Origin of the sequence: Amycolatopsis sacchari (assembly GCF_900114035.1) — a bacterium.
GTDB lineage: Bacteria > Actinomycetota > Actinomycetes > Mycobacteriales > Pseudonocardiaceae > Amycolatopsis_E > Amycolatopsis_E sacchari.
The window spans coordinates 415,418-440,749 of sequence record NZ_FORP01000001.1; the positions used below are offsets into that span (position 1 = coordinate 415,418).

25 protein-coding genes, 1 tRNA gene and 1 pseudogene are annotated in these 25,332 nt (G+C 73.3%); 15 read left to right on the top strand and 12 right to left on the bottom strand.

Annotation, left to right across the window (positions count from 1 at the left end; all coding sequences use genetic code 11):
• Positions 1 to 13: 13 nt before the first annotated feature.
• Positions 14 to 178: a hypothetical protein gene (locus BMZ92_RS37205; protein ID WP_177228499.1), complete on the bottom strand. Its 165-nt coding sequence runs from the start codon at positions 176 to 178 to the stop codon at positions 14 to 16.
• 122 nt (positions 179 to 300) lie between these two features.
• Here BMZ92_RS37205 and BMZ92_RS36720 point away from each other — a divergent pair, with 122 nt between their 5' ends.
• Entirely contained in the window at positions 301 to 1,107 is an 807-nt protein-coding gene (locus BMZ92_RS36720) for a hypothetical protein (protein WP_143249774.1), read from the top strand.
• A gap of 339 nt (positions 1,108 to 1,446) precedes the next feature.
• On the opposite strand, the gene selD is transcribed toward BMZ92_RS36720, so the two are convergent.
• Positions 1,447 to 2,439: a selenide, water dikinase SelD gene (gene selD / locus BMZ92_RS02025; RefSeq protein ID WP_091503898.1), complete on the bottom strand. Its 993-nt coding sequence runs from the start codon at positions 2,437 to 2,439 to the stop codon at positions 1,447 to 1,449.
• A gap of 69 nt (positions 2,440 to 2,508) precedes the next feature.
• Here selD and BMZ92_RS02030 point away from each other — a divergent pair.
• The 9 genes from BMZ92_RS02030 to BMZ92_RS02075 all read left to right on the top strand — a co-directional run bounded on the left by BMZ92_RS02030 (position 2,509) and on the right by BMZ92_RS02075 (position 13,775).
• Positions 2,509 to 2,603, top strand: a tRNA-Sec gene (locus tag BMZ92_RS02030).
• A 17-nt stretch (positions 2,604 to 2,620) separates the two neighbouring features.
• Positions 2,621 to 3,901, top strand: a complete 1,281-nt coding sequence (selA, locus tag BMZ92_RS02035; RefSeq protein ID WP_091503899.1) for an L-seryl-tRNA(Sec) selenium transferase — start codon at positions 2,621 to 2,623, stop codon at positions 3,899 to 3,901.
• The gene (locus BMZ92_RS02040; protein WP_091503901.1) at positions 3,889 to 5,595 is read left to right on the top strand and encodes a SelB domain-containing protein; all 1,707 of its coding nucleotides are present in this window, start codon (positions 3,889 to 3,891) and stop codon (positions 5,593 to 5,595) included. Before selA ends, BMZ92_RS02040 begins: the two co-directional genes overlap by 13 nt.
• Before the next feature lie 64 nt (positions 5,596 to 5,659).
• Positions 5,660 to 8,938: a formate dehydrogenase gene (gene fdh / locus BMZ92_RS02050; protein ID WP_245782836.1), complete on the top strand. Its 3,279-nt coding sequence runs from the start codon at positions 5,660 to 5,662 to the stop codon at positions 8,936 to 8,938.
• Positions 8,932 to 9,951: a 4Fe-4S dicluster domain-containing protein gene (locus BMZ92_RS02055; RefSeq protein ID WP_091504303.1), complete on the top strand. Its 1,020-nt coding sequence runs from the start codon at positions 8,932 to 8,934 to the stop codon at positions 9,949 to 9,951. Before fdh ends, BMZ92_RS02055 begins: the two co-directional genes overlap by 7 nt.
• Positions 9,948 to 11,069, top strand: a complete 1,122-nt coding sequence (gene nrfD / locus BMZ92_RS02060; RefSeq protein ID WP_218153370.1) for an NrfD/PsrC family molybdoenzyme membrane anchor subunit — start codon at positions 9,948 to 9,950, stop codon at positions 11,067 to 11,069. Before BMZ92_RS02055 ends, nrfD begins: the two co-directional genes overlap by 4 nt.
• A 65-nt stretch (positions 11,070 to 11,134) precedes the next feature.
• Positions 11,135 to 12,088, top strand: coding sequence for a nucleoside hydrolase (locus tag BMZ92_RS02065; RefSeq protein WP_091503906.1), 954 nt, complete (start codon positions 11,135 to 11,137; stop codon positions 12,086 to 12,088).
• A 37-nt stretch (positions 12,089 to 12,125) separates the two neighbouring features.
• A complete protein-coding gene (locus BMZ92_RS02070) occupies positions 12,126 to 13,238 on the top strand; it encodes a CapA family protein (RefSeq protein ID WP_091503907.1) in 1,113 nt (370 codons plus the stop codon).
• Between the two features lie 189 nt (positions 13,239 to 13,427).
• The gene (locus BMZ92_RS02075; protein WP_177228500.1) at positions 13,428 to 13,775 is read left to right on the top strand and encodes an STAS domain-containing protein; all 348 of its coding nucleotides are present in this window, start codon (positions 13,428 to 13,430) and stop codon (positions 13,773 to 13,775) included.
• A gap of 26 nt (positions 13,776 to 13,801) precedes the next feature.
• Here the strand turns inward: BMZ92_RS02075 and BMZ92_RS38745 are convergent.
• Positions 13,802 to 13,948 (bottom strand): annotated as a pseudogene (locus tag BMZ92_RS38745) (leucine zipper domain-containing protein); the annotation flags it as partial.
• Between the two features lie 30 nt (positions 13,949 to 13,978).
• Positions 13,979 to 15,193, bottom strand: a complete 1,215-nt coding sequence (locus BMZ92_RS02085) for an AI-2E family transporter (RefSeq protein WP_091503911.1) — start codon at positions 15,191 to 15,193, stop codon at positions 13,979 to 13,981.
• A 123-nt stretch (positions 15,194 to 15,316) separates the two neighbouring features.
• On the opposite strand from BMZ92_RS02085, the gene BMZ92_RS02090 reads away from it, so the two are divergent.
• The gene (locus tag BMZ92_RS02090) at positions 15,317 to 15,814 is read left to right on the top strand and encodes a flavin reductase family protein (protein WP_091503913.1); all 498 of its coding nucleotides are present in this window, start codon (positions 15,317 to 15,319) and stop codon (positions 15,812 to 15,814) included.
• A 62-nt stretch (positions 15,815 to 15,876) separates the two neighbouring features.
• Positions 15,877 to 16,293: a CBS domain-containing protein gene (locus BMZ92_RS02095; RefSeq protein WP_091503914.1), complete on the top strand. Its 417-nt coding sequence runs from the start codon at positions 15,877 to 15,879 to the stop codon at positions 16,291 to 16,293.
• A gap of 7 nt (positions 16,294 to 16,300) precedes the next feature.
• On the opposite strand, the gene BMZ92_RS02100 is transcribed toward BMZ92_RS02095, so the two are convergent.
• Entirely contained in the window at positions 16,301 to 16,828 is a 528-nt protein-coding gene (locus BMZ92_RS02100; RefSeq protein ID WP_245782837.1) for a phosphatase PAP2 family protein, read from the bottom strand.
• Between the two features lie 86 nt (positions 16,829 to 16,914).
• On the opposite strand from BMZ92_RS02100, the gene BMZ92_RS02105 reads away from it, so the two are divergent.
• Positions 16,915 to 17,448, top strand: coding sequence for a DUF421 domain-containing protein (locus BMZ92_RS02105; protein ID WP_218153371.1), 534 nt, complete (start codon positions 16,915 to 16,917; stop codon positions 17,446 to 17,448).
• A gap of 2 nt (positions 17,449 to 17,450) precedes the next feature.
• Here BMZ92_RS02105 and BMZ92_RS02110 read toward each other — a convergent pair whose 3' ends face one another.
• On the bottom strand, positions 17,451 to 18,635 hold the full coding sequence (locus BMZ92_RS02110; protein ID WP_091503916.1) for a hypothetical protein: 1,185 nt from the start codon (positions 18,633 to 18,635) through the stop codon (positions 17,451 to 17,453).
• On the bottom strand, positions 18,632 to 19,477 hold the full coding sequence (locus tag BMZ92_RS02115) for a phosphate/phosphite/phosphonate ABC transporter substrate-binding protein (protein WP_091503917.1): 846 nt from the start codon (positions 19,475 to 19,477) through the stop codon (positions 18,632 to 18,634). Before BMZ92_RS02115 ends, BMZ92_RS02110 begins: the two co-directional genes overlap by 4 nt.
• A gap of 157 nt (positions 19,478 to 19,634) precedes the next feature.
• Between BMZ92_RS02115 and BMZ92_RS02120 the strand changes: the two genes are divergently transcribed.
• Entirely contained in the window at positions 19,635 to 19,895 is a 261-nt protein-coding gene (locus tag BMZ92_RS02120; protein ID WP_091503919.1) for a hypothetical protein, read from the top strand.
• 12 nt (positions 19,896 to 19,907) lie between these two features.
• Here BMZ92_RS02120 and BMZ92_RS02125 read toward each other — a convergent pair whose 3' ends face one another.
• A complete protein-coding gene (locus tag BMZ92_RS02125) occupies positions 19,908 to 20,903 on the bottom strand; it encodes an SDR family oxidoreductase (protein ID WP_091503920.1) in 996 nt (331 codons plus the stop codon).
• 127 nt (positions 20,904 to 21,030) lie between these two features.
• Between BMZ92_RS02125 and BMZ92_RS02130 the strand changes: the two genes are divergently transcribed.
• The gene (locus tag BMZ92_RS02130; RefSeq protein ID WP_091503922.1) at positions 21,031 to 21,669 is read left to right on the top strand and encodes a TetR/AcrR family transcriptional regulator; all 639 of its coding nucleotides are present in this window, start codon (positions 21,031 to 21,033) and stop codon (positions 21,667 to 21,669) included.
• Here the strand turns inward: BMZ92_RS02130 and BMZ92_RS02135 are convergent.
• From BMZ92_RS02135 to catA, 4 genes are all read right to left on the bottom strand, one after another.
• Positions 21,642 to 23,183, bottom strand: coding sequence for a putative glycoside hydrolase (locus BMZ92_RS02135; RefSeq protein ID WP_091503923.1), 1,542 nt, complete (start codon positions 23,181 to 23,183; stop codon positions 21,642 to 21,644). The two genes, BMZ92_RS02130 and BMZ92_RS02135, sit on opposite strands and share 28 nt — an antisense overlap.
• Before the next feature lie 85 nt (positions 23,184 to 23,268).
• Entirely contained in the window at positions 23,269 to 24,093 is an 825-nt protein-coding gene (locus tag BMZ92_RS02140; protein WP_245782838.1) for a DUF1206 domain-containing protein, read from the bottom strand.
• A gap of 90 nt (positions 24,094 to 24,183) precedes the next feature.
• Positions 24,184 to 24,462: a muconolactone Delta-isomerase gene (catC, locus tag BMZ92_RS02145; RefSeq protein WP_091503925.1), complete on the bottom strand. Its 279-nt coding sequence runs from the start codon at positions 24,460 to 24,462 to the stop codon at positions 24,184 to 24,186.
• Between the two features lie 7 nt (positions 24,463 to 24,469).
• Positions 24,470 to 25,330, bottom strand: coding sequence for a catechol 1,2-dioxygenase (catA, locus tag BMZ92_RS02150; RefSeq protein WP_091503926.1), 861 nt, complete (start codon positions 25,328 to 25,330; stop codon positions 24,470 to 24,472).
• Between the last annotated feature and the right edge of the window lie 2 nt (positions 25,331 to 25,332).

The window sequence follows — 25,332 nt, forward strand, 5'->3', positions numbered from 1 at the left end:
GTGCGGTGGGGCCTCAGGAATCCTCGCGGTCCTCGTCGGGCGCTTCGTCGGGGGAGACGTCGTCGCTGCCGCGGGGGCCGAAGCCGGGTGCGGGTTCGGGTGCGCCGGGCCCGGGATCGGCGGCGGCGATGCGCTGCTCGCCGAGGTGCGGGTCCGGCTCGAAGGGCGAGGTCGTCATGATCGCCGGTTACCCGTCCTGTCGCTGATCATGCCGTATAACGACCTATACGGCGCGGGTTTCACAGGAACTCTTCAGGGTGGCCACGGCCTCTTTTCAGCGTCGCGACCGACCATCAGGGCATGGAGCAGAGGCAAGAACCCGAGCGGCCGGAAGGCGCGCCGGGATCGGGTGGACAGGCGCCGGGCGCTGCGGGCCCGGAAGCCGCGACCGGACGCTTTGCCGCCGGCCACGCGGCTGCGGGTTCCGGGGAGGCAGGCTCGGAACCCACGGCAGGACAGGCCGCGGCAGGGTGGCCTTCTGCCGGACAGGCTCCGGCAGGGCCGCTCGCCGCTGACCAGGCCACGGCAGCGCAGGCTCCGGCAGGCCAGGCCACCGCCGGGCACGGCGTCCCGGACCAGCCGCCCGCCGACCAGGCCACGGCAGGCCAGGCGGCCGCCCAAGTCACGGCAGGACAAACTCCCGCCGACCAGGCCGCAGCAGGCCAGGCCGTCGCCGATCAGGCCTCGGCAGCACCGTCTCCGACGGGGCAAGGCACGGCCGACCAGCCGCCCGCCGGACAGCCCGCGGGGGAGCAGCCTCCCGGGCACGCGGCGGGCTCAGGCCCGGAAACGGCGTCGCACCAGGCGCCGGGCGCAGCACCCCAACCGGGCACACCCGGCGGCAACCAGCCACCACCACCGCCGTACTACGCCCCGCCGAGGGGCGGCCCCGTCCCACCGCGACGTGGCCGCCGGACGGCCCTGATCGCGGCGGCGATCGCGGCCGCGTTCCTCATCGGCGGGGGCGGCGGCTTCGCGATCGGCCACGCCACCGCCGGGCACGGCACCGGTCAGCACCAGTTCCGCGGCCCGCACCCCGGCTACGGCCACAACTTCCCCGGCGGCCGCCTCGGCACGCAGAACTCCGACGGAGGCAGCAACACCTGACCGGCGGCTCCCTCGGGGCAGCAGCACCTGACCCGCGGCTGCCCCTCGGACGGGGCAGCACTACGTGCCTCGCGGCTCCCCCTTCGACGGGGCAGCACTACCCGACTCGCGGCTCCCATTGCGCGGGGGACAGCAGCACTTGACCCGCGGCTCCCTCGGGGGCGGCAACGCCCGACCCGCGGCTGCCCCTTCTACGGGACAGCACTACGTGACTCGTGGCTCCCTCGCCGCCGGGGGCAGCAATACCCGACCCACGGCTCCCTCGGAGGCAGCAGCACCTGACCCGCGGCTGCCCCTCCGCCGGAGCTCGTAGCTCAGCCCCAACACCCCTGAAAGCGCTTACCGGACCACGATCGTGTGCTCCCCGCGGGGCACGAGCTCCCCGATGACCGGGGCGCCCGGGATCTCCCCGGCGAGGAGCAGCCCGCCCGACGTCTGGGCGTCCGCGAGCAGCAGGGCCTCCTCCTCGCTCACCGCCGACAGGTCCACGTGGGGCGCGACCCAGTCCAGGTTCCGCCGCGTACCGCCGCTGACGTAACCCGCCGCCAGCGCCTCCCGTGCACCCTCCACATAGGACACCGCAGCCGAGTCGACCACCGCCGTCACGCCGCTCGCCCTCGCGAGTTTGTGCAGGTGCCCCAGCAACCCGAACCCCGTGACATCGGTCGCGCACTCGACGCCCGCCGCCAGCGCCGCCCTGGACGCCTCGGCGTTGAGCGTCGTCATCACCTCGATCGCCTCCGGAAAGCGCTCTCCCGTCGCCTTGTGCCTGCTGTTGAGCACGCCGATCCCGAGCGGTTTGGTCAGCGACAGCGGAACGCCGGGTTTGCCGGAATCGTTGCGCAGCAACCGGTCCGGGTCGGCCACGCCCGTCACCGCGAGGCCGTACTTCGGCTCCGGGTCGTCCACGCTGTGCCCGCCCGCGAGGTGACACCCCGCGGCGGCGCAGACGTCCAGCCCGCCGCGCAGCGTCTCCGCCGCCAGCTCGAACGGCAGCACCTCACGCGGCCACCCCAGCAGGTTGACCGCCACGACCGGCCGCCCGCCCATCGCGTACACGTCGGAAAGCGCGTTCGCCGCCGCGATCCGGCCCCAGTCGTAGGGATCGTCCACCACCGGGGTGAAAAAGTCCGTCGTCGCGATCAACGCCGTGCCGCCCTCGATGCGCACCGCGGCCGCGTCGTCGCCGTCGTCGAGGCCCACCAGCAGCTCGCCCGCCGGGTCCCGCGGACGGGCCGCGACGAGCCCGCGGACCACGTCCTCCAGCTCACCGGGCGGGATCTTGCAGGCGCAGCCGCCACCGTGGGCGTACTGGGTCAGTCGGGTGGCCATGCGACCATGCTGCCCCCGCCGGGTTCGCGCCGCCGCCCGGGGCTTGCCATGATGGTCGCCATGGTCCAGGGAGGCGTATCCGGTCTGGTGACCGGCGCGGTCTTCAAAACCGTCGAGGGGCAGGTCCTGCCGCTGGCGGGTTCGATTCCCGTCCGCCTCCGCCACGCTCCCGGGGCCTGCCGTGGGTGACCCCCGCCGCCGGGTCCCCCGCACGGACGTCCTGCTCACCCACCCCCGGCTCGCCGAAGCGGAACGGGTCCTGGGCCGCACGCTCGTGAAGTCCGTGATCGCGCACGCGCAGCAACGCGCCCGTGCCGGGGAGATCGAGCCGGAGCAGGTGGCCGAGCACGCCGTCGCCGCGCTGCCCGCGACCGCCGCGAGCCTGCGCCCGGTGATCAACGCGACCGGCGTCGTCGTGCACACCAACCTCGGGCGCGCCCCGCTCTCCCAGGCCGCGCTGGAGGCCGTCACCACCGCGGGCCGCGCCACCGACGTGGAGTTCGACCTCGCCACCGGCCGCCGCGCGAAACGGGGCCGCGGCGCGCTCGCCGCACTGGCGGCCGAAGTACCCGAGGCCGGCGGCGTGCACGTGGTCAACAACAACGCCGCCGCGCTCCTGCTCACCGCGCTCGTCCTGGCCCCCGGCAAGGAAATCGTGATCAGCCGGGGCGAACTGGTCGAAATCGGCGACGGGTTCCGCATCCCCGAGCTGCTGGAATCGACGGGGGCGCGGCTGCGCGAGGTCGGCACCACGAACCGCACGAGCCTCCGCGACTACACGACGGCCATCGGCGGGGAAACCGGTTTCGTGCTCAAGGTGCACCCGTCGAACTTCCAGGTCACCGGCTTCACCTCCGCCGTGGGCATCCGCGAGCTGGCGAAGCTCGACGTACCGCTCGTGGTGGACATCGGCTCCGGCCTGCTGCGCCCGCACCCGGTCCTGCCCGGCGAGCCCGACGCCACCACCGCACTGCGCGAAGGCGCCGACCTCGTGACGGCCAGCGGTGACAAGCTCCTCGGCGGCCCGCAGGCGGGGCTGCTGCTCGGCGAAGCGGGGCTGGTCGAACGGCTGCGACGGCACCCGGCCGCCCGCGCGCTGCGCGTGGACAAGCTCACCCTGGCCGCGCTCGAAGCCACCCTCGTGGGCCCGCCCCCGCCGGTCGAGAAAGCGCTTACCGCGGACCCGGCGGAGCTGCGTGCCCGCGCGGAACGGATCGCCGCCCGGCTGCCCGGAGCGCGTGCCGTGGACTGTTCCGCGGCGGTCGGCGGGGGAGGCGCGCCCGGCGTCGAACTGCCCAGCGCCGGGGTGAGCCTGCCGGAGACGTGCGCGGCGCCGCTGCGCACCGGCGACCCGCCGGTGGTCGGACGGCTGGAGGCCGGGCGGTGCGTGCTCGACCTGCGCACGGTCGCGCCGGAGGAGGACGAGCTGCTGGTGGCGGCGGTGCTGGCGTGTTCGTCGTAGCCACCGCCGGCCACGTGGACCACGGCAAGTCCACGCTGGTGCACCGGCTCACCGGGATGTGGCCCGACCGGCTCGCCGAGGAACGCCGCCGCGGGCTGACGATCGACCTCGGCTTCGCGTGGACCGAACTGGACGGCAGGCGCATCGCGTTCGTCGACGTGCCGGGGCACGAACGGTTCGTCGCCAACATGCTGGCCGGGGTGGGACCGGTGCCCGCGGTGCTGTTCGTCGTCGCCGCGACCGAGGGCTGGATGCCGCAGTCGGACGAGCACCTCGCCGCACTCGACGCGCTCGGTGTCCGGCAGGCGCTGCTGGTGATCAGCAAGGCCGACCTCGCCGACCCGCAGCCCGCGATCGCGCAGGCGAGGGACCGTTTCGCGGGCACGTCGCTCGCCGATCCGCCCGTCGTGCTCGGCACCGACCTCGCCCGCGTGCGCGCGGAACTGGCCGCGCTCGTCGACCGCCTGCCCCAGCCGGACCGGGAGGCGGACGTGCGGTTGTGGGTGGACCGGTCGTTCACCGTCCGCGGGGCGGGCACCGTCGTGACCGGGACGCTGGCGGGCGGCACCATCCGCGTGGGCGACGAGCTTGAGCACGCCGGGCAGCGCGTCACCGTGCGCGGGCTGCAGTCGCTGGGCGAGGACCGCGCCGAAGTCGCCGCGGTGGCGCGGGTCGCGGTGAACCTGCGCGGGGTGGACCGCCGCGCCATCGGCCGCGGCGACACCGTCCGCACCCCGGGCGCGTGGTGGGAGACGGCGGAGCTCGACGTGGCGCTGCGCGGGGCGGGGGAGTTGCACCGCCAGCTGGTGCTGCACCTGGGCTCCGCCGCGGTGCCGGTGCACGTCCGTCCACTCGGGACGGACGCGGCCCGGCTGCGCCTGGCCCGGCCGCTGCCGTTGCGGGTCGGCGACACCGGGCTGCTGCGGGATCCCGGTGAACACCGCGTCGCCGCCGGAGTCGAAGTCCTCGACGTGCGACCACCGGCGCTGCGGCGGCGGGGTGCGGCCCGGGCACGTGCGGAGGAGCTGGCACAAGGCGGGGTCCGCCCGCCGGCGTGCGCGAAGGCGGCCGAGCTGCGCGCGATGGGCCTGCCGGGGACCGGTCAGCGGATCGGTGAGTGGGTCGTCGACCCGGACTGGTGGCGCGAACGGCGCGAACACGCCGTGGCGGCCGTGAAGCGCTGGGCCGCGGAGCACGACGTGGCGGCGGGCATGCCGCTGGAGGCCCTGCGGCAGGAAGCCGGGCTGCCCGCGGCCGAGCTCGTGCCCAGGCTGCTGGCGGGCACCGGGCTGGAGGTGGCGGACGGCCTGGTCCGGAAGCCCGGCACGGGACTGCCGCCGCGCGTGGACAAGGCGGTGCGGACGGTCGAGGAGTGGCTGGCCGCCGAACCGTTCCGCGCGCCGGAAGCCGACGAGCTGACCGAGCTGAAGCTCGGCACGCGGGAACTCGCCGCCGCGGTGCGCACGGGACGGCTGGTGCGCGTCGCCGACGGGATCGTGCTGGGGCCGGACGCCTTCGAGCGCGCGGCCGCGACGCTCGCGACGCTGCCGCAGCCCTTCACGGTGAGCGAAGCGCGGCGGGCGCTCGGCACCACGCGCCGGGTCGCGGTGCCCCTGCTGGAACAGCTCGACGCCCGCGGGATCACCCGGCGGGGCGACGGCGGCACGCGGACGCTGGTCGTTGCGCGAGGCTGACTTCCGGGGTTTGATCGGGAAGACGGGCGGGTAGCCGCGAGCGACTTCGAACGGAGGGACGGGGATGGACCTCGGGAAGTGGATCCGGTCGTGGCCGGTCTACCGCCAGGTGACCGGGTCCGATCCGCTCGGCCGTGGCGCGGCGGCCCAGTCCGCGCGCTCCGCCGGGCTCACGCCCCGCACGGCGTCCGCCGACTCGGTCGTGCACTCCGTCTGTCCTTTTTGCGCGGTCGGCTGCGCGCAGAAGGTGTACGTCCGGGACGAGCAGGTCGTCCAGATCGAGGGCAACCCGGACAGCCCCATCTCACGCGGGCGGCTGTGCCCGAAGGGATCCGCGAGCAAGCAGCTGGTCACCGGCCCGCAGCGGGTGAAGAAGGTCCGCTACCGCGCGCCCTACGCCACCGAGTGGCAGGACCTCGACCTCGAGACGGCGATGGACATGGTCGCCGACCGGGTGCTCGAAGCGCGCCACAAGGGCTGGCAGGAGACCGACGCCAAGGGCAACCGCCTGCGCCGCACGATGGGCTTCGCGAGCCTCGGCGGCGCCACGCTGGACAACGAAGAGAACTACCTGATCAAGAAGCTGTTCACCGCGCTGGGCGCCGTGCAGATCGAGAACCAGGCCCGTATTTGACACTCCGCCACGGTTCCCGGTCTGGGAGCCTCCTTCGGTCGCGGTGGCGCGACGGACTACCAGCAGGACCTCGTCAACTCGGACTTCATCGTCATCATGGGCTCGAACATGGCCGAGGCCCATCCGGTGGGGTTCCAGTGGGTGATGGAAGCCAAGGCCCGCGGCGCCGAGGTCGTGCACATCGACCCGCGGTTCACGCGCACGAGCGCGGTCGCCGACCGGCACGTGCCGCTGCGCGCGGGCAGTGACATCGCCTTCCTCGGCGGCGTCATCAACTACATCCTGTCCAACGAGCTGGACTTCCGCGAGTACGTCACGGCCTACACCAACGCGGCGTTCATCGTGGACGAGAGCTACCAGGACGCCGAGGACCTCGACGGGCTGTTCAGCGGGTACGACCACGACACCGCCTCCTACGACCCGTCGAGCTGGCACTACGAGTCGACGCACGCGGGTGGCCGTGGCGGCAGCGGCGCCAAGGAGCACGGCGCGCCGGACCAGCACGGTTCGGGTGGCCCGCCGCTGTCCAGCGGCGGCGAGGAGATCCCGTCGGACCCGACGCTGCGGCACCCGCGCTGTGTGTACCAGATCCTCAAGCGGCACTACGCCCGCTACACGCCGGAGATGGTGGAACGCGTGTGCGGCGTGCCTGCCGAGCAGTTCCTGCGGGTGGCGCAGGCGTGGACGCGGAACTCGGGCCGCGAGCGCACGGCCGCGCTGGTCTACAGCGTGGGCTGGACGCAGCACTCGCTGGGCGCGCAGTTCATCCGCGCCGGGTCGATCATCCAGCTGCTGCTGGGCAACATCGGCCGTCCCGGCGGCGGGGTGTTCGCGCTGCGCGGGCACGCCAGCATCCAGGGGTCGACCGACGTGCCGACGCTGTTCAACCTGCTGCCCGGCTACCTGGCGATGCCGCAGGCGGGCCAGCGGACGCTGTCGGACTACCTCGGCAGGATCGTCGGGCAGAACCAGAAGGGCTTCTGGCACAACGCCGACGCGTACATGACGTCGCTGCTGAAGGAGTACTGGGGCGAGCACGCCACCGCCGACAACGACTACTGCTTCGACTACCTGCCCCGCATCAACGGCGACCACGGCACCTACCGCACGGTCATGGACATGGTCGACGGCAAGGTGTTCGGCTACTTCCTGCTGGGCCAGAACCCCGCGGTGGGCTCGGCGCACGGGCGGCTGCAGCGGCTGGGCATGGCCAACCTCGACTGGCTGGTCGTGCGGGACCTGGCGATGATCGAGAGCGCCACGTTCTGGAAGGACGGCCCCGAGGTCGAGACCGGCGAGATCACACCCGAAACGTGCCGGACCGAGGTGTTCTTCTTCCCTGCCGCCTCCCACGTGGAGAAGGCGGGCACGTTCACGCAGACGCAGCGGATGCTGCAGTGGCGCGACAAGGCGGTCGAACCGCCGGGCGACGCGCGCTCGGAGCTGTGGTTCACCTACCACCTGGGCCGCAAGCTCCGCGAGAAGCTCGCCGGCTCCACCGACGAGCGGGACCGCCCGTTGCTCGACCTGATGTGGGACTACGCGATGGAGGGCGACGAGCCCTCGGGCGAGGACGTCCTGCGGCACATGAACGGCATCGACCTGACCACCGGCCGCGCCGTCAACGGCTACACCGAACTCAAGGCCGACGGGTCGACGGCGTGCGGCTGCTGGATCTACAGCGGGGTGTACGCCGACGAGGTCAACCAGGCCGCGCGCCGCAAACCCCACGACGAGCAGGGCCCGTACGAGTCGGAGTGGGGCTGGACCTGGCCGATGAACCGGCGGGTGCTCTACAACCGCGCGTCCGCCGATCCGCGGGGCCGCCCGTGGAGCGAGCGCAAGAAGCTCATCTGGTGGGACGCCGAGAAGGGCGAGTGGACCGGCCATGACGTGCCGGACTTCGAGAAGACGAAGCCACCGGACTACCGCCCGCCCGCGGGCGCGGTTGGGGTGGAGGCCCTGCGCGGGGACGACGCGTTCATCATGCAGGCCGACGGCAAGGCCTGGCTGTTCGCGCCGAACGGCGTGCTGGACGGCCCGCTGCCGACGCACTACGAGCCCCACGAGTCGCCGGTGCGCAACGCCCTGTACGCCCAGCAGGGCAGCCCGGTACGCAAGGTGTACGGCCGCTCGGACAACCCGTCGAACCCGTCGCCGCCGGAGCCGCACGGCGAGGTGTTCCCGTTCGTGTTCACCGCGGCGCGGCTCACCGAGCACCACACCGCGGGCGGGATGAGCAGGCAGCTGCCGTACCTGGCGGAGCTGCAGCCCGAGCTGTTCGTGGAGGTCTCGCCGGAGCTGGCCGCCGAACGCGGGCTGGCGCACCTGGACTGGGCGCACGTGATCACCAGCCGCACGGCGGTGGACGCGCGCGTGTTCGTCACCGACCGGATGACGCCGCTGCGCATCGAGAACCGCGTGGTGCACCAGATCTGGATGCCCTACCACTGGGGCCACACCGGGCTGGTGGACGGCGACGTCGTCAACGACCTGCTCGGGGTGGTGGTGGACCCGAACGTGTTCATCCAGGAGAGCAAGGTCGCCACGTGCGACATCCGGCCGGGGCGGCGGCCGCGCGGCCCGGCGCTGCTGGAGTACGTCGCGGAGTACCGGCAGCGCGCGGGGATCACGCCGCAGACCGGCACGCAGGTGGACACCACGCAGGACGCCGGCGTCGCGCACATGGAGCCGGAGGAGCGATCGTGAGCGAGAACAGCTTCTACGGACCCCTGGACGACCCGGCGGGCAACGCCGGGTACGGCGAGCACCCGCCCCGCGTCGGGTTCTTCACCGACACCTCCGTGTGCATCGGCTGCAAGGCGTGCGAGGTGGCCTGCAAGGAGTGGAACCTCGTCCCCGAGGACGGGTTCAACCTGCTCGGCATGTCGTTCGACAACACCGGGATGCTGGGCGCGGATTCGTGGCGGCATGTGGCGTTCGTCGAGCAGAGCCGTCCGCTCGGCGGGCAGGACCCCGGCCTCGCGGGACTGCCGACCAGGCCTTCGGGCAGCCAGACCTTGGCCGACACGGTGGCGTCGGCGATCGAGCTGGCCGAGCGCGGCGGCGGTGAGCTGGGCACGGCGCCGGTGGACCTCGGGGTGCCGAAGTTCGAGCGGCCGGGGGACGCCACGGGCGCGGAGGCCCGGCAGGACTTCCGCTGGCTGATGAGTTCCGACGTGTGCAAGCACTGCACGCACGCCGGCTGCCTCGACGTGTGCCCGACGGGCGCGTTGTTCCGCACCGAGTTCGGCACGGTGGTGGTGCAGCAGGACATCTGCAACGGCTGCGGCTACTGCGTGTCCGGCTGCCCGTACGGCGTGATCGACCGCCGCGAAGACGACGGGCGGGCGTGGAAGTGCACGCTGTGCTACGACCGGCTCAAGGACGGGCTCGAACCGGCGTGCGCCAAGGCGTGCCCGACCGACTCGATCCAGTTCGGGCCGCTCGACGAGCTGCGGGAGCGCGCGGCGCGGCGGGTGGAGCAGCTGCACGAGCGAGGCGTGCCCGAGGCGCGGCTGTACGGGCACGACCCGGACGACGGCGTGGGCGGCGACGGCGCGTTCTTCCTGCTGCTGGACGAGCCGGAGGTCTACGGGCTGCCGCCGGACCCGGTGGTGCCGACGCGGGACGCGCCGTCGATGTGGAAGTACGCGGGCATGGCGGCGTCGGTGTTCGTGGGCGCCGTGGTGTCGGCGTTCCTGGGGCGGGGGAAGCGATGACGAACGGCGAGGACCCGCTGCTGCGGGAACGGCGCAGCGACGCCGGGGCGCGGGACATCCACGCGCAGATGTTCGGCCGAGGTGACGGCAGCCGCGAGCAGTCCGCGGTGCCGAAGGCGGAGTTCCGCTCCTACTACGGGCGCGCGGTGCTGAAGTCGCCGGTGTGGGAGTGGAAGATCCCGGCGTACCTGTTCACCGGCGGGCTGTCGGCCGGTGCGGCGATGCTCGGCGCGGGTGCCGACCTGACGGGGCGGCCGGAGCTGCGCCGGGTGGGGCGCGCCGGGGCGCTGGTGAGCATCGCGGCGAGCACGTACTTCCTGGTCGCCGACCTGGGGCGGCCGGAGCGCTTCCACCACATGCTGCGGGTCGCGAAGCCGAGTTCGCCGATGAGCGTCGGCACGTGGATCCTCGCCGCGTACGGCCCCGGTGCGGGGCTCGCCGGCGTGGCGGAGCTGATGCCGCGGGCGCTGCGGCGGACGTGGCCGGGGAAGCTGCTGGGCTGGGCGGCCCGGCCGGCGGGGTTGTCGGCGGCGGCCGTCGCGCCCGGAGTCGCGTCCTACACGGCTGTACTGCTGTCGCAGACGGCGGTGCCGGCGTGGCACGAGGCGCACCAGTACCTGCCGTTCGTGTTCACCGGCTCGGCCGCGGCGAGCGGCGGCGGGCTGGGGATGCTGCTGGCACCGGTCGAGGAGGCGGGCCCGGCGCGGCGCCTGGCCGCCACGGGCGCGGGGCTGGAGGTCGTCGCGTCGCGGTTGCTGGAACGGCGGCTGGGCCTGTCCGCGGAGGCCTACACGACGGGCAAGGCGCACCGGCTGCGGAAGTGGGCGGAGTACCTGACGGTCGGCGGGGCGCTGGGCACCCTGGTGGCGGGCCGCAGCCGCCCGGCCGCGGCGCTGTCCGGGCTCGCGCTGCTTACCGGCAGCGCGCTGCAGCGGTTCGGCGTGTTCGAGGCGGGTGTGGAGTCCACCCGGGACCCGAAGTACGTCGTCGTGCCGCAACGCGAACGGCTGAACGCGGGCAGGCCCGCGCGGGGCGGCGACCGGCCGCCGCAGTTCCCCCGGTTCGTCGCGGCGGCGCGGAAACTGCGCGCGCGGGTGAGCGGCGGGCAAACCGGTTGATGCGAACGTGCCCCTTCCGGCAGGCTGCCGATCATGAGTGACGGCGTGGGCGACAAGGCCCGGTAGTGCGCAAGCTGATCCTGGACGTCGACACCGGCACCGACGACGCGGTGGCGATCATGCTCGCCGCCGGGCACCCCGAGCTGGACCTGCTCGCGGTCACGACGGTGCGGGGCAACGCGCCGCTGCCGAGCACGACCGACAACACGCTGCGGGTGCTCGACCACATCGGCCGCCCGGACATCGGGGTGCACCCCGGGCTGGCCCGGCCGGTCGTGCGGCCCGGCTTCCCCGGGCAGCGGCACTTCGAAAGCGACTCGCCGCGGGACATGCACGGCACCACGCTGCCGTTGCCGGAGGCCCGCAGCGCCCCGCGGGAGCCTTCGGCCGTGGAGTTCCTGCTCCACACCCTGCGCACGACGACCGAACGCATCACGCTCGTGCCGGTCGGGCCGCTGGGCAACCTCGCGACCGTGCTGGCGATCGACCCGTCCGTGCGGGACGCCGTCGAGGAGGTCGTGATCATGGGCGGGGCGCACGCCTACGGCAACGTGACCCCGTCGGCCGAGTTCAACGTGTGGGCCGATCCCGAGGCCGCCGCGAAGGTGTTCGCCGCCGGGTTCGACCGGCTTACGCTGGTGCCGCTCGACGCGACGCACCAGGCGCTCGTGACCCGGGAGGACTGCGACGAACTGGCCGCCCTCGGCACCCCGTCGGGTACCGCGGCCGCCACGCTGATCACGAAACGGATCGACGCCTACACGGCCGGCGGGGGAGTGGCGGTGCGCGACACCGCTCCGGTGCACGACGCGGTGTGCGTCGCCTACCTGGTCCGCCCCGAGGTGATCACCACGCGGCCGGTGCGGGTCGAGGTCGAGACCAGCGGTGAGTTGACCGTGGGCCGCACCGTGATGGACGTGCGGCCGAACGCGACCGGCACCCCGAACGCCCAGGTGGCCTTCGCCGCTGACGGGCGGGTCCTGGTCGAGCTCATGAAGACCGTCTTCGCCGCGCCCTGATGACCGCCTGCTACCGCGCACTGGCAGGATGCCGCCCATGCGGGTGAAGCAGGCACTCGGAGTGCTGGCGGCAGTAGCCCTGGTGGCGGGCTGCACGACGGAAGCGGGGCCGGCCCCGGCGCCCTCCAGCGCGCCGTTGACGTCCGCCGCCGATCAGGGCTTCACGGTGGTCGCGACCGGGGACGTGCTGATCCACCCCGAACTCACCGAGCAGGCCACCGAGGACGGCGGCGGCAAGCGGGACTACCGCCCGGAACTCGCGGGGATCCGGGACGTGATCAGCAAGGCCGACCTGGCCATCTGCCACCTGGAAACCCCGCTCGCCCCCGAGGACGGGCCGTTCCAGGGCTACCCGGAGTTCAGCGCCCCGCCCGAGATCGCGGCCGCGCTCGCCGACACCGGGTACGACGACTGCTCCACCGCGTCGAACCACACCCTCGACACCGGCACCGACGGCATCGAGCGGACGCTCGACGACCTGGACGCCGCCGGGATCAAGCACACCGGCTCCGCGCGCACCGCGCAGGAGGCCAGGACGCCGCTCGTGCTCGACGTGCACGGGGTGAAGGTCGGGCACGTCTCCTACGCGTTCGGGTTCAACGGCAAGAAGCTGCCCGCCGACCGGCCCTGGGTCGCCAACACCCTCGACGCGAGTGCCGTGCTCGCCGCGGCGCGGGCGGCGAAGAAGGCCGGGGCCCAGGTGGTGATCGCGAGCCTGCACTGGGGCGTGGAGTACCAGCAGGACCCCACGGCCGAGCAGCAGCGGATCGCGAAGCAACTGCTGGCCGACCCCGCCGTGGACCTCATCATCGGGCACCACGCGCACGTCGTGCAGCCGATCGAGAAGGTCGGCGGGAAGTGGGTGGCCTACGGGCTGGGCAACTCGATCGCCCGGCACTCGGAACCGCGCGGGACCACCGAGGAGGGGCTGATCGGCCGGTTCCACTTCACCCGGTCGGGCGCGGGCTGGACGGTCGACCGCGCCGAGTACGTGCCCACGGTCATCGACCTCGGCCCCCCGATCCGGTTGCGCACGGCGGCCGATCCGCGGCTCGATCCCGCCCGTTCGGCGCTGGCGCTCGAACGCACCGACCGGGTCGTGCTGAGCAGGGGAGCGGGGAACGCGGGGCTGACCCGCGCGGCCGGCTGAGCACCGCGAGACGTCGGGAATTCCCTGTCCGGCAACCGGGCAGGGGTTGCGGTCACCGCCGCGGCATGCGTAGGGTCGGGTTTCGGCCTCCCGGACGGGCACCGTCTACAACGGACAGGAGCGGCCATCACCTTTTCCCCGGAATTCCGCCACCCGCCTGCACCGGCGGGCGGGCGAGCGGCGTTGTCGGTGACGGCGATCCGGGGCCCGGGCGGGATCACGAGGGTGCTGGCGGCAGGCGAGATCGACTGGGCGAGCGTCGGTTCACTGGACCGGGCGCTCGAGCACGAACCGGCGTCGGACACCACCGCGTTGGTCGTCGACCTCTCCCGCGTCTCGTTCTGCTCCTCGTGCGGGCTGCACCTGCTCACGAGCCTGCGGCAGCGCGCGCTCGACGCGGGCACGCCGCTCGAACTGGTCGCCGGCTCGGCCCCCGTGCGGCGCGTGCTGCAGGGTGCCGGGCTGTGGCCGCTGTTCTCGATCCACACCGACCACGCCGCGGCACTGGCGAAACTGACCGCGGAGGGGCGCCTGTAGTCGTGGCGTCCGGGGAGGTTGGTCAGCCGGGTGATGCGCGGTAGCGCTGCCCGTCGCACCACTGGGCCTCGGGTGCGGGCCGGGCTGCGGTGCGGGCGGCTGCTGCGATCAGCCATCCCGGCCACACCTTCGGCGCGGTAGCGCTCGGCCCACTTCGCGGCCGTCCTCGCCGCGTGGCATGAGGGACACCACAACCGGACCCGTCAGGGTTCGCGGGCGTCCTCGTCGGGAACGACCTCCGGTTCGGCGACCGCCTCCGCCTGCTGGTCGGGCAGCGGCCGGGCGTTGCGGGGGCGCAGCGCGTTGACGTCGTGCGGGTCGAGCTCGTCCGGGTCCCGCAGCAGCGAGCCGATCGCCGACTTGATCACCGCCAGGATCGGCACCGCGAGCAGGGCGCCCGTGATGCCGGAGACCTCCACACCCACGGCGATCGCGAGCACGACGGCGAGCGGGTGCAGCCGCACCGCGCGGCCGAGCAGGAACGGCTGCAGCACGTGCCCTTCCAGCTGCATGACCGCGATCAGGATCGCCAGCACCACGAGCGCGGCGACGAACCCCTTGGCCACCAGCGCGATCAGCACCGCGATCGCGCCGCTGGCGACGGCGCCGATGATGGGCACGAACGCGCCGATGAAGATCAGCGCGGCCAGCGGGACCGCGAGCGGCACGCCGACGATCCAGATCCCGACGCCGATGCACACCGCGTCGACGCACGCGACCGCGACCGTCGCCCGCACGTAGCTGACCAGCGAGGCGAACCCGCGCCGCCCGGCGACGTCCGCCTGGTCGCGCACCTCGCGCGGGAACGCGCGCAGCACGAACGCCCACACCTGCGGCCCGCTGTAGAGGAAGAAGATGAGGGTGAACAGCGCCAGCAGCGCCTGGGTCAGGATGCTGCCGATGGTGGTGGCGGTGCTCAGCGCGCGGCTGGCCAGCTCGGCCGAGTTCCCGTTGATCGCCCCGATCGTGCGGTTCAGGAAGCTCTGCAGCTGCTCGGGCGAGAGGTGCAACGGCCCGCGCTGCAGCCAGTCGTTGATGCTCGACAGGCTTGCCGAGACCTGCTCCTGCAGCTGCGGCAGGCTCGCCGTGACGGTCGTGATCACGAGCGTCAGCACCCCGCCGACGACGATCAGCCCGACCACGATCGCGATCAGCGTCGCCAGCGCCCTCGGCACGTGCCACTTCTCCAGCCGGTGCACCAGCGGGGCGAACAACGCCGAGACCAGCAGCGCGATGCCCACCGGAATGGTGACGGCCGACAGGTAGCCGAGGAGGTAGAACACGACCCCGAGCGCCGCGACGATCAGCAGGAACCGCCAGCTCAGCGCGGCGGCCACCCGCCACCGCCACGGCACTGCCGCCGCGGCGTCACCAGTCCGGCCGGACCTGCCGCGCGCCTGGCCGTCTCCGACCGTCATCGTCCACCTCCACTTGTGCCCCCGGGCGGGTGACTCCGTCTACCCGCTTAACTCTGCCCCTACTCCCCGTCGGGGGGACGGAGGAACACGGATTTGCCCGTCGCTGGTAGTAGCTTCACCTGTATGGATGCCGAACTGAGTGAGCGCTTTCACGATCTCGTCGGTGCACTGGACTACTCCATGTTCGTCGTGACCACCGCACACGGTGGCCGGCGCGCGGGCTGCCTGGTGGGCTTCGCCGCCCAGTGCAGCATCGACCCGCCGCGGTTCATGATCTGGCTGTCGAAGAAGAACCACACCTACGAAGTCGCCCGTCACGCGACGACGCTGGCGGTCCACACGCTGACCACCGCCGAACGGGAACTGGCCTCGCTGTTCGGTTCGCACACCGGGGACGAGGAGGACAAGTTCACCCGCTGCGCGTGGCGGCCCGGCCCGGACGGCGTGCCGCTGTTGGAGGACAGCCCCGCGCTGTTCACCGGGGAGGTGCTCGACCGCCACGACACCGGGGACCATGTCGGCTTCCTCGTGCGCCCGACGTCCGCGGTCGTGCGGCGCGAGGCGCGCCCCCAGCTCACCTTCCAGGACGTGCGGGATTTCGAGCCCGGCCACGCTGCCTGACCCGGTTTGCGCCCGTGACGGCCGGGTACGCGAACGGGGAGAGCAGAGGAAGTGAGGCAGCGATGACCAAGGCACGCGAAATCATGACCCGCGACCCGAAGTGCGTGCGCACGAGCGACACGGTCCTGGACGCCGCCCGGATGATGGCGGACACCGGCGTCGGCGCACTGCCGATCTGCGGTGAGGACAACCGGCTCAAGGGCATGCTCACCGACCGCGACATCGTGGTGAAGGTGCTCGCCGAGGGCAAGGACCCCCGTGCCGTGCGCGCGGGCGACGTCGCGCAGGGTGAGGCCGTCACGATCGGCGCCGATGACGAGGCGCCGGAGATCTTCCGCACCATGGCCCAGCACCAGGTGCGGCGCCTGCCCGTGATCGACGGGCACGACCTGGTCGGGATCGTCGCGCAGGCCGACGTCGCGCGGGCGCTGGACGACCCGCAGGTCGGCGACCTCGTGCAGGCGATTTCCCAGGGCTGACACCCGTTCAGCGCACCAGGCGCCGCGTCGCGACCGCGACGAGCACGCCGAGGGCGGCACCGGCGAGGACGTCCGACGGCCAGTGCACCCGGGTACGCACGCGGGAGTAGGCGACCCCGAACGCCACGGGCGCGGCGAGAGCCGCGACCGGCGGAGCCTGCAGCGCGGCCGCGGTGGTGAACGCCGCGGCCGCGCACGCGTGCGCGGAGGGCAACGCGGACGAGGTCGGCGTCTCCGGCAGCGCGCGGCGCGCGGGCAGGTCGTCCGCGCGCGGACGGCGACGGAGCAGCAGGCGCGCGAGCAGATGGCTGCACGGTAAGGCGATCCCGACCGCGAGCGCGGCGTGCAGACCGGCGCGCCGCCACCGTCCCGGCCGGAGGAGGAGCACGGCCGCCGCCACCCACCACAGCAGCCCGCCGCGCGCGGCGAGGCTCAGCACCACCGTGGCCCGCGACGGGCGCGCCGCGGGCAGCCGTCCGGAAACCCAGTCGCCCTCCAGCCGGTCGAGCCGGCCCAGCAGCCCCTTTCGTGACACGCCGTGAGCTACCCCCGTCCACGTGGGGGAAAACCCCGGCGGCGACGGCCACGCATGGACCAGCGCCCAGCGGGTACTGCCGCAATGTGCCCGACTGGACGCAGATCCTCGATCCGCAGACGCACCCGGTGGAGATCCTGGTGCGGGGCAGCGCCATGTACCTGGGGCCGTTCGTGCTGCTGCGGGTCATCCTGAAACGCGAGAGCGGCACGACCGGCGTCACCGACCTGCTCGTGGTCGTCCTGATCGCCGACGCGGCGCAGAACGGGATGGCGGGGCAGTACCAGTCGATCACCGACGGGCTGCTGCTCGTCGCCGTGATCATCGGCTGGTCGTTCCTGCTCAACTGGGTCGCCGCGCGGTGGGCGTGGGCGGAGCGCCTGATCCGGCCCCGGCCGCTGCCGCTCGTGCGCGACGGGCGCCTGCTGCGCCACAACATGCGCCGCGAGCTGGTCACCGAGGAGGAGCTGCGCGGGCAGCTGCGGGAACAGGGGATCGCCGACCTCGGCCAGGTCCACGAGGCCCGCATGGAGGCGGACGGCCAGTTCAGCGTGATCACCACGCGCGCCGCGAAGGAGATCCACCGGCCGAAGGCGCCGAAGAGCAAGCAGCAGGTCTGAACTCACATGAAGTTGCGGGTGTGCAACCGGGAGAGTTCGGCGGCCTCGTCGGCGGGGAAGCCCAGGTGTACCAGCCGTCGTTGCCGCCCATCGTCCATTGCGGACTGAAGCGCCTGCACCGCACGCCACCCGCGCGCGATCGCGTCCGGCGTCCACGCCCCCGCCGCGAGCACCACGAGTGCGTCGAACACGTCCTGGTTGAGCCCCGCCGTGTCGAGCAGGGTCTCGTGCCGCCGCTCGACGGCCGCCCGCAGGCGCGGGCGCAGCCCGGGGTCGAGCGTGCCGAGGTGGTGCAGGTGCGCGACACCGAACGCGACGTGCCTCGCCTCGTCGCGGCGCGCCAGGCCGGTCACGCGCCGCGTCACCGGATCCGGCGCGTGCTGTTCCAGGAACTCCAGCAGGGTCAGGAAAGTCCCTTCGCCCAGCACGGACAACAGGAACGACGCCATCGAGAAGTCCGTCTCCGCCAACAGGGTCGTCAGCGAGGCCCGGCCGCCGGCCGAGGAGGTGCCCAGCTCCCCGCCGGTGAGCAGCGCGCGGCGGCTGAACACCTCGACGTGCCGTGCCTCGTCGGCGGCCTGGACCGCGAGCAGCTGCATCACCTCGCGGAACTGCGGGTGGATGCGGGACAGCAGCCGCGCCGGGACGACGAGCGCCGCCTGCTCGTTCTCCACCAGGTAGGTCATGACCTGCACGACCGCGCGCTCGATCTCGTCCGGCAGCGCGAACTCCGCGTCCCAGTCCACGGTGCGTTCGGGGTCCCACTGGGCGGAGGCCGCGTGCCGGTAGAGCGCGGGTGCCACGTCGGCCCACACCAGGTCCCGGTCCACTAGGTCGAAGGGTGCTTCGGGACCGCCGGACTCGACGAGCGCGCCGCGTGCGGCCAGGCCCCAGCGTGGCGAGGCCGTCGGCACGATGCCGTCCGGGTGCGGTCCTCCGGCGCGTTCGGCGCCGGACCAGCGGTCGAGGTCGGCCCGGCCGCGCACGACCCACGCCCGCACGCCGTGCTCCTCGGCCGGGCGCGCCCGGTGCCCGTGCGTGCGGCACCACGCGCTCAGGTGCACCACGAGCGCGGGATCCGCCCCGGTGACCGCGAGTTCGGCGCCCGGCGGCAGGTCGCGCAGCGCCCGCCGCACGAGCAGGTGCGCGCCCTCGTCGAACGCGAGCGGACCGAGGTCGAGGATCACGGCCGGTACTCCGGCTCGGTGAGCCGCCCGTCCTCGTCGTAGAAAGCGCTTTCTGAGATCGCGGCTTCGAGCGGGCCGAAGCCGGTCGTGCGCCCGGGCCGCCACTCGGTGAGCCCCTCCAGGTCCAGCAGCGGGCGGACCCCGGGATCGGCGTAGGACATGGACAGCAGCAGCTCGCCGAGCCGGTCGGCGAGCCCGGCCGGGGCGCTGTCGTGCACCGCCAGCACGCAGTGGTCGTAGGGCTCGCTGTGGGCGAGCACCCGGGTGCTGCCCGCCGGGAGCGTGCCTTCGCCGCTGAACAGCAGGTGGTTGGCGTCGATCATGGCGGCGGCGTCGGCCTCCCCGGTGAGCAGGGCGCGGGCGGCGTCGCGCTCGCCGCCGATGTGGTCGCCGTGCAGCCCGACGCCGACGTCGAAGCGCCGCACGGTCACGTTTTCGCCGGGTGTCAGCCCCGCGTGGCGCAGGAGGGAGACGGGGATGAGCGTCGCCTGGGGCGAGTCGATCGCCCCGACCGCGACGCGGTGGTCCTTGAGGTCGCGCAGGTGCTCGAACGGCGAATCGGCCCGCACGACGACGACGGAGGTGAGGTCCTGGTCGGTGTCCCGCATGACGAGCGGGCGCACGTGGTGGCCCGCCAGGCGCCGCACCCGCAGCCACGCCAGCGGCGAGTTCCACGCGGCGTGGATCCGGCCGCTCGCGAGGTCCTCGGCCTGGCGCTCGTAGTTGCTGTACAGCACGAAGTCGAAGGGCAGGCCGTGGTCACGCAGCCAGGCGCGGAACCCGGCCCAGATCGTGACGACCTTGGGGTCGTACGCCACGGCACCCAGCAGCAACGTCGGCATCGCGCTCCTCAGCGGGACGGGGGCAGACCCGTCCCAGCCTGGGGGCGCGTGCGCTCTCCCGCAACACGAACGACGGGCGGCAGAATGAGCCGGGTGAACCTTCCGGTGGGCGTCGCCGCTCTCCCCATGTGAGGGGCAGGGGCAGCTGACCGATCTCGTGACGCGGTACTCGCAGACGCCCGTCCGCATGGGACAGCAGGCCCGCGACCGGGGGAGCCTGCCGGGCTTCCTCCGCCTGCGGCACGAACAGGGCGATCACCTGACGCTCGTGTCGCTGACCAAGAATTCCGGCGGCAACTTCGGGTTCGTCCTCGACCGCAACGGCACGCCGCTGCCGTCCAAGGGCGCGGTCGACTGCGCCGCGGGCCGCTTCATCGTGTTCTCCATCGGGCCCAACCCCGGGCCCGGCCCCGGCTGAGGTCCACTGTGGTCAGTGGCGGCGGAGCCACGCGAGGACGCCCGCCACCGCGCCCGTGCCCAGCACCCCGAGCAGTGCGTGGTGCTGCGAGGCCCACACCTGCGGGCTCCGCCCGTGCGCCCGGTCGTCGAACTCGCCGTGCGCGCCGTGGTCTATGTCCTCGTCCGCCGGGTGCCAGAGGTTTTCCGGCTGGTCCGCGGGGCGCGGCTGGTCCGTCTGCTGGGACTTGAAGCCCGTCCGCGCGAGGTAGCGGTCGAGCAGGCCCGGGATGACCTTGTCCCCGAGCAGCGTCCCGACCGTGCTCGCGCCGACCCAGTACTCGCGGCGCCTCGGGTGGTCGGCCGCGTACACGATCGCCTTCGCCGCGACCTCCGGCTGGTAGATCGGCGGCACCGGCTGGGCACGCTTCGGCAGCCGCGACAGCACCCACCCGAACTGCGGGGTGTTGACCGCGGGCAGCTGCACCATCGTCACGTGCACGCCCGCGTTGTCGTGCAGCAGCTCGCTGCGCAGCGCTTCGTGCATGCCCTGGATCGCGTGCTTCGCCCCGCTGTAGGCGGTTTGCAGCGGGATGCCGCGGTAGGCCATCGCCGAACCGACCTGGACGATCGCGCCGCGGCGCCGGGGCAGCATGCGGTCGAGCGCGGCGCGGGTGCCGTGCACGTAGCCAAGGTAGGTCACCTCCGTGACCCGCCGGTACTCCTCGGGCCGGATGTCGGTGAACCGCGCGAACACCGACGTGAACGCCACGTTGACCCACACGTCGATGGGGCCCAGCTCCGCTTCGACCTGGTCCGCCGCCGCGTCCACCGCGGCGTGGTCCGCGGTGTCCACCGCCAGCGGCAGCGCCTGGCCACCCGCGGCGTCGATCTCCCCGGCCACCGCGCGCAACCCCTCCTCGCCGCGCGCCAGCACCGCCACGCGATCGCCGCGGGCCCCGAACGCCCGCGCCGTCGCCCGTCCGACCCCGCCGGTGGCTCCGGTCACCACGACCACCCGACCGCTCACCCCGTGCTCCCTCCTGCTCGGCGTTACGCCGGACGGGTACCCCTTCCACCCTCGGGCGAACACGACGTGCGGCGGTGATCGCGCTCGTCGACACCGCGTCGAAATTTCTCGACGCTAGGATTGCCCGGTGCCTCGGACTACGGAGGGGCGGGGCCGCAGGCGGGTCGCGCCCAGCAAGGGAGACCTGCGGGAACGCGCGATCCTCGACGCGGCGGAGCGCCAGCTGGCCGGTGCGGGGCCGGACGCGATGACGGTGGAGACGATCGCCACCGCCGCCGGGATCACGCGTGGCGCCTTCTACTTCTACTTCGGCTCCAAGAACGACGTGCTGGCCGCGCTCGTCGAGCGGACGGTCACCGCGTTGCGGGCCGAGGTCGACGCCGCCGACGCGGCGGGAGCGCCGGCTGAGGCGCTGCGGGAGGGGCTGCGGCAGACGGCCCGCATGTGGCGGGAGCACGGGGACGTCATGCGGGCGGCGGTCGAGCTGTCACCGTCGGTCCCGGCCATCGACGAGGCGTGGCGCTCGGCCGTCACCGCGCTCGCCGAGACGACGTGCCGCATCGCCGAGCGGGCCGGGGTGCCCTCAGGTCCGGGACCGGCGGACGCGCCTGCCGTCACCGCGGCGCTGGTGTGGATGACCGAGCGGGCGTTCTACCAGGCGGTGGCCGGCGGCGGCTCACTCGACGACACGACCGCGACGCTGACCCACGTGTGGCTGGCTGCGCTCGGGCTCGGCCCTCAGCCGCCCAGCGCGGCCGGGTCGTAGCGGCACGCGGCGTTCCACAGCAGGAACGAGTCCATCCCGTTCTCCTTCGCCGCGGCGATCTGCGCCTGCACCTCCGCGGGACCGTAGGTGCGGTGCATGCTGAACGCCTGCAGCCACGGGATGGTGATGGCGCCGCCCTGCCGCGCCTGCTTCGCGAAGTCCGCGAGCGAGCGTGCGGTGATGTCGTGGGGAGCGTCCTCGGGGTCGTCGATGCCGTACTCGCCCCGGCCCCAGTGCGACGGGTACACCATCGGTGCGATGTAGTCGACCTCGCGGGACATCGCCGGGATGTCCTGGGCGATCTGGGTCGGGCGGGTGATCGCGATGCCGAAGACGGAGGCGCCGAGGAACGCGCCGTGCCCGTGCACGGCGTCGCGGCTCTGTTCGAGGAAGTCGGCGATCGCCTGTTCCGGCGTGCCGGTCAGGCCGGGAAGCCGCATCCGGTCCAGCGAGCCCTCCGGGCGGCGGATGTAGTCGTAGAGGATGTCGTCGAAGCCGAGCTCGGCGGCCTCGGCGGCGAGCCGGATGTTGTAGTCCCGCACCTCGGGGTTGGCGAAGTTGGTGAAGGTGTAGTCGCCGTACCCGCTCGCCCAGGCCTCGCCGTCACTGGTCTGGACCAGCCGCTCGCGGTGGCCGGCGTCCCAGCAAGCCTTGGCCAGCAGCGGATCCCGGAAGGCGACGAGCCTGCCGACCACGCGGATCTTCATCGCGTGCAGCTGGTCCAGCACGGCGCGCGCGTCGTAGTAGCCCTTCGCCGCGCCGATCTCGCGGGCGAGCGGTACCTGCGAGTCGTAGCCGATCTCACCGTCCTCGTCCTTGATGTCGAGCTGCACGGTGTCGATCAAGCCGTCCCGCGCCATCTGCAGCACCGGTTCGCGCAGGGCGGGGGAGGCCCAGGCGAGCGCCGTCATGTGGACGCCACGCATGCCGGGGTGCTTGGCGTGCACCGGTTGTTCGGTGCGGGTGACGTTGCCCGCCCGGTCCTGGGCGGTGAGGTCGACGCTCCCCGGCGGGGTGGGCAGCGTCGCGCTGAAGCTCCCGTCGGAGCCGACTTCGACGGGCTCGCCGTTGAGCATCACGCGTTCGGCGCCCGACGCCACGCCCCGGACGGTCACGGGCACGCGGAGATCACCGGCCTCGACGGGCTCGAGCGAGATCCGCGGCGGGGTGTCGTCGACGGTGAACGTGCGGGAGACCTCGGCGCGCGGGAAGTCGGCGAGCACGCCCAGCTGCGCGGTCAGGGTGTGGGTGCCTTCGGGCAGCCGCAGCCGCGGCGGGACGATCCGCTGGCCGTCGTACCGCACGGGCAACGGCGTCCCGTCGAGGACGAGCCGGACGCTCCGCGGATCGGCCGCGGTGACGTGGACGCGGTCGAGGACGTCGGAAGTGGTGACGGCCCCGTCCCCGACCCCCTGGACGACGGGAGCCGCCGGCATGGCGGCGACGGCGGCCTGGACGCCGCCGGTCAGCACGGCCCCGGTGAGAGCGGCGAACAACACGGGCCGAGGATCCATGTGAAGCGTTTTCCCAGGTAGCGGCCCCGGCATGCCCGTGACCACCCGTTCGGGTCGTGCTGCTAGCCCGACCGAGTGCACACCGTCAGCTCCGGTGTGCCCGCGCGGCCGCGAAGCAGTACACGCCGAAGGCCGCGAGCCCGAGCGCCACGATCACGAGCAGCACCACGCCGTACGGCTGGGCGGCGAGCGTGCGCAGCGCCTTGTCGAGGCCACCCGCCTGCCGGGCGTCGGACCGCAGCGCGGCGTACCCGAGGAGCGCGCCGATGATCACGTACACCAGCCCCTTGGCCACGTAGCCCGCCGCGCCCAGCCACTCCACCGCGTGCCGGCTGCCCGTCGGCAGCTCGCTGGTGTCCAGGTCGCGCAGGAAGCTCCGCTTGACCCCCTTCACGGCGGCCGCGATGCCCACGCCCACCACGACGGCGGCCGCGACGGCCACCAGGACCGGACCCGCGGGCAGCGAAAGCAGTTTCGCCGTGAACTCCTGCTGCGCCTGGTCGCCCGAGCCCGAACCGCTGCCCGTGGCGAGGCGGATCGCCGTGTACGCCAGGCCGAACACTACCACGCCGCGCGCACCGGACCCGATCCGCTTCCGGACGCGCTTGCCGTGTTCCCGCACCCAGCCGTACCCGGTGGCGGCGAGCATGCCCTGCCACAACCCGAACGCGATCAGCCCCACCGCGAGCACCCACAGCAGGACCTGCCCGAACGCGGTCCCGCCGATCTCCTGCAGCGCGCCCTTCTGGTCGGCCTCGTGCCCGCTGTCCCCGAACGCGACGCGGACCGCGAGGTAGGCGACCACCAGGTGCACGAGCCCCCAGCACGCCATGCCCAGGCGCCCCGCCACCTGCGCGGTCCTGCTGCTCTCCACGCGCGACGCCCGCCGCGCCACCGGGCCACCCGTCATCGGACCTCCTCGCGTTCCCCCAGCAGTTTCACCTGGGGGGCCGCGGCGCGCCGGGCAACTGCTCCATTCGGCCCAATCGACGCGGGGTGGTCAGTCCACTTTGGAGGGATGGCGGACCAGGGGTGTGACCTCGACGTCCAGGTACGGGAACAGGGGCAGCGCGGACAGCAGCTCGTGCAGCTCCTCGGTCGAGTCCACGTCGAACACCGAGAAGTTCGCGTACTCACCGGCGATCCGCCACAGCTGCGGCCATTTGCCCGCCCGCTGCAGCTGCTGGCTGTACGCCTTTTCCCTGGCCACGAGGTCCGCCTTGACCTGCGGGTCGAGGTCGTGGGGGAGCCGGACGTCCATCCGGACGTGGAACAGCATGGCGCCCTCAGCCCCGCACCGGGTCGAGCGCGAAGTCGTAGACGACTGTCTCGCCCTTCCCGTCGCCCGACGGCTTGGGGTCGAGGATCAGCTCCGGCTTCACGGCGGACGCGACGTCGTCCTCGTTGTGCTGGTCCCCGGGGAAGTACAGCTGCGCGGTGAGCTGTTCGTGCCCGGGCGCGGAGACCTTGACGTGCAGGTGCGCCGGGCGCCACGGGTGCCAGCCCGCGGCCGCGATCAGCCTGCCGCACGCGCCGTCCGTGGGGATCATGTAGGGCGCGGGGCGCACCGTGGTGATCTCGAACGAACCGTCGGGCTCCACGCTGAACGTGCCCCGCAGGTTCCACTCCGGGATGCCGGGCGCGAACTGCGAGTACAGCCCCTCGGCGTCGGCGTGCCACAGCTCGATCTTCGCCCCCTCCAGCGGCTGCCCGTCGGTCGAGGTGACCCGGCCGCTCCAGAGCAGGGGAGTGCCGGGCTCGTCCTCGCGCATCGGCACCGCGCCGCGTGAGCCGCGTTCCGGCGCGCCCGGCACGTAGTACGGGCCTTCGATCGTGCCCTTGTTGCCCTCGCGGTGCTCGGTCGCGACCTCCTCGACGACGTGCTCCACCCACACGTCGAGGAACAGCGGCCACTCGCCGGTCTCGCCGACGTCGATCAGCCACGCCTTGAGCGCGTTGTACTCGGCGTAGCTGACCTTGTGGCGCCGGATCGTGTCGTGCACGGCCGACAGCACCTCGCGGACGAGCAGGTCCACGCGCTCCGGGGAGGTGTTGGCGACGTTGCCGGACTTGTCGGCCTTGAAGCGCTCGGTGGCGCTGCTGCCGGAGTCCGCGGCGGTGGGCACGGGGGCGTGTGTGGCGGTCATGG